Raw genomic sequence first — 2,979 nt, 5'->3', positions numbered from 1 at the left:
GAAGCGTCCGGGACGCTCGCCGTCAGGGGTGGATCACAACGCACTTTTCCTCCGTCATCTCCTCGACGGCGTACCGCGGGCCCTCCTTGCCGAGGCCGCTGGCGCCGAGGCCGCCGTAGGGCATCAGGTCGGCCCGGTACTGCGGCCCGCCGCCGCCGGGGCCCGGGCCGAAGTTCACCACGCCGGCGTCGATCGACTCGCTGAGTCGGACCATGCGGGCGAGGTCCGTCGTGTACACCCCCGCGGCGAGGCCGTAGCGGGTCGCGTTCGCCATCGCGGCGGCCTCCTCCTCGGTCTCGAAGCGCCGCAGGCCGCAGGCCGGACCGAACAGCTCCTCGTCCCAGACCTTCATCCCGGGCTCCACGCCGTCCAGCAGGGCGGGCGTGAGCAGGGAGCCGTTCCGCTCCCCGCCGCAGACGCGCGTCGCCCCGGCGTCGACGGCGTCGTTCAGCCACTGTTCGACCCGCTCCGCGTCGGAGCGGCGGATCAGCGGGCCGACGTCGGTGTCCTCCTCCGCCGGATTGCCGGTCGACAGGTCGGCGAAGGCCTCCGCCAGCAGGTCGCGGAACTCCGCGTGAACGCTCCGTTCCACCAGAACCCGTTGGAGCGAAATGCACACCTGCCCGGCGTTCGCCGTGGCCTGTTTGGCGAGCAGCGTCGCCGTTGCCGGGAGGTCGGCGTCGGCGAAGACGACGGCGGGGCAGTTGGAGCCCAGCTCCAGGGTGACCTTCTTCACCCCGGCCGCCTTGATGATTTGCTCGCCGACGGCGTCGCTGCCGGTGAAGGTGATCTTCCGCACCCGCGGATCGCCGCAGATCGCCTCGCCCAGCTCCCCGCCGGGGCCGGTCAGGCAGGCGATCGCCTCCGCCGGCAGGCCGCACTCCAACAGGAGCCGGGTCAGGGCGAGGGCGGACAGCGGGGTGACGCCGGCCGGCTTGAGGAGCACGGCGTTCCCCGCGGCGATCGCCGGGCCGAGCTTGTGACAGACGAGGTTCAGCGGAAAGTTGAACGGCGTGATTGCCGCGACGACCCCGCAGGGCACGCGGCGGGTGAAGGCCAGCTTGCCGGCTCCGTTGGGGGCGGCGCCGATCGGCACGACCTCGCCGCCGAGGCGTTCGGCCTCGATCGCGGAGAGCCGCAGCGTCTCCACGGCCCGCTTCGCCTCGCCGACGGCTTCCGTGATCGGCTTGCCGCCCTCGGCGCAGATGCGTTCGCCCCACTCCCGCGGGTGGGCGGCGATCCGGTCGGAGGCCGCGTCGAGAATCTGCGCCCGGTCGCGGGGGCTCATCGCCCGCATCGCCTTCGCCCCCTCCGTCAGCGTGGCGAGGGCGGCGTCCACCTCGGCGGCGTCGGCGGTGGGGACCGTATCGAGGACGGAGCCGTCGTAGGGGCTCGTCACCTCCGACGGCTCGCCGGGGGGCCGCCAGTCGCCGCGGGAGAAGAGGGGCTGCACGGCCGGCTCCAATGGGAATGCGATCGGGGGAGGGCGATCCGCACGCGGTTTCGCCGGGGTCGAATGGAGGCGATCCTATCGGTCGCCGTTTTTCCCGCCTTGGAGACCTTCCCCATGTCCCGCCCGCTCGCCGCGCTCGCGGCCCTGTGCCTGCCCGCAGCCCTCGCCTGCCACGCCGCCGCCGCCGACTGGCCGCAGTGGCGGGGCCCGACCTTCGACGGCTCCTCCCCGGAAACGAACCTCCCGGCCGACTGGAACGCCGACGGCGACGGCGCCGTCGCCTGGACGGCCCCGCTGCCCGGTCCCGGCGGCGGCACCCCGGTCATCGCCGGCGGCCGCCTGTTCGTCACCGCCGCGGAGGGCGTCGGGCCGGACGCCCAGCTGATCGTGCTCGCCTTCGACGCCGACGGCGGGCAGGAACTGTGGCGGCGGACCGTCGGGACCGGCAACCAGACGGCCCGCGTGGACGAGGGCAACAGCGCCTCGAACAGCTGCGTGACCGACGGCGAACGCGTCTGGTCCACCTTCGGCGACGGGACCGTCGTCTGTCTGACCGTCGCCGGCGAGCCGGTTTGGGAAGCGGACCTGCAACGCCGGTTCGGCGAGTTCGACATCCAGTTCGGGTTCAGCAGCACCCCCGTGCTGTACGACGGCCGGCTCTACTTCCAGCTGATCCACGGCGACGGCGACGCCTCCACCGACGAGGCCCGCGTCGTCGCCCTCGACGCCGCCACCGGCGCCACCGTCTGGCAGCGCGGCCGTCGCACCGGCGCCAGCCGGGAGAACGAGCACAGCTACGCCTCGATCATGCTCAACCCGTTCACGGAGCCGCCCTCGCTGATCACCCACGGCGGCGACTACGCCATCGCCCACTCCACGAAGGACGAAGCCGAGGGGGCCGAACTCTGGCGCCTGGGCGGCCTGAACCCGCCGGGGCCGGACTACCACACGACGCTGCGGTTCGTCGCCAGCCCCGGCGTCGGAGCCGGCCCGGACGGAACCGGTATGGTCGTCGTGCCGACCGCCAAACGCGGCCCGGTGTTCGCCGTGGACGCCGCCGCGGCCCGTCAGTTGGCGCGTCGACTGGGCGGCCTGCCGGAGTCCGCCGCGGGCAGGACGGCGGCGGCGGACGTCGCCGGCTCGGAGGCCGTCGCCTGGCGGCTCGATCGCGGCACGCCGGACGTTTCGACCCCGCTGGTGACCGACAAGCTCGTCTACCTGATGGGCGAACGCGGCGTGCTCAGCGTCCACGACGCCGCCGACGGCGAGCAGCTCTACCAAGAACGCCTGACCGGCGGGAACTACCGCGCCAGCCCCACGCTGGCCGACGGCAAGCTGTATGCGGTGGACCGCGACGGCGTCGTCTCCGTGGTGCAGGCCGGTCCGCAGTTCGAGCTGCTGGGCCGGATGGACCTCGGCGAGCCGACTTCCGCCACCCCGGCGGTCGCCGACGGCACGATCTACTTCCGCACTTTCGACCGGCTGATCGCCGTGCGGAAGAAGTGAGGCGGACGCGTCCCGGACGC

At 73.4% G+C, this 2,979-nt stretch carries 2 protein-coding genes; one reads left to right on the top strand and one right to left on the bottom strand.

The features are described from left to right. Positions 1-22: 22 nt before the first annotated feature. Positions 23-1,453, bottom strand: a complete 1,431-nt coding sequence (locus ACG2DA_RS22255; RefSeq protein WP_395258820.1) for an aldehyde dehydrogenase family protein — start codon at positions 1,451-1,453, stop codon at positions 23-25. Positions 1,454-1,567: 114 nt separating this feature from the next. Here ACG2DA_RS22255 and ACG2DA_RS22250 point away from each other — a divergent pair, with 114 nt between their 5' ends. Then, entirely contained in the window at positions 1,568-2,959 is a 1,392-nt protein-coding gene (locus ACG2DA_RS22250; protein WP_395258818.1) for a PQQ-binding-like beta-propeller repeat protein, read from the top strand. The last annotated feature ends 20 nt before the right edge of the window (positions 2,960-2,979 follow it).

The sequence above is a fragment of the Alienimonas sp. DA493 genome (genome assembly GCF_043951915.1).
In the GTDB taxonomy this organism is placed as follows: domain Bacteria; phylum Planctomycetota; class Planctomycetia; order Planctomycetales; family Planctomycetaceae; genus Alienimonas.
This window is presented reverse-complemented; position numbering and strand designations above follow the sequence as displayed.

What these genes read in the sequence shown, in the direction of transcription:
- ACG2DA_RS22250 (WP_395258818.1), top strand. Translation starts at nt 1,568, where the DNA reads ATGTCCCGCCCGCTCGCCGCGCTCGCGGCCCTGTGCCTGCCCGCAGCC.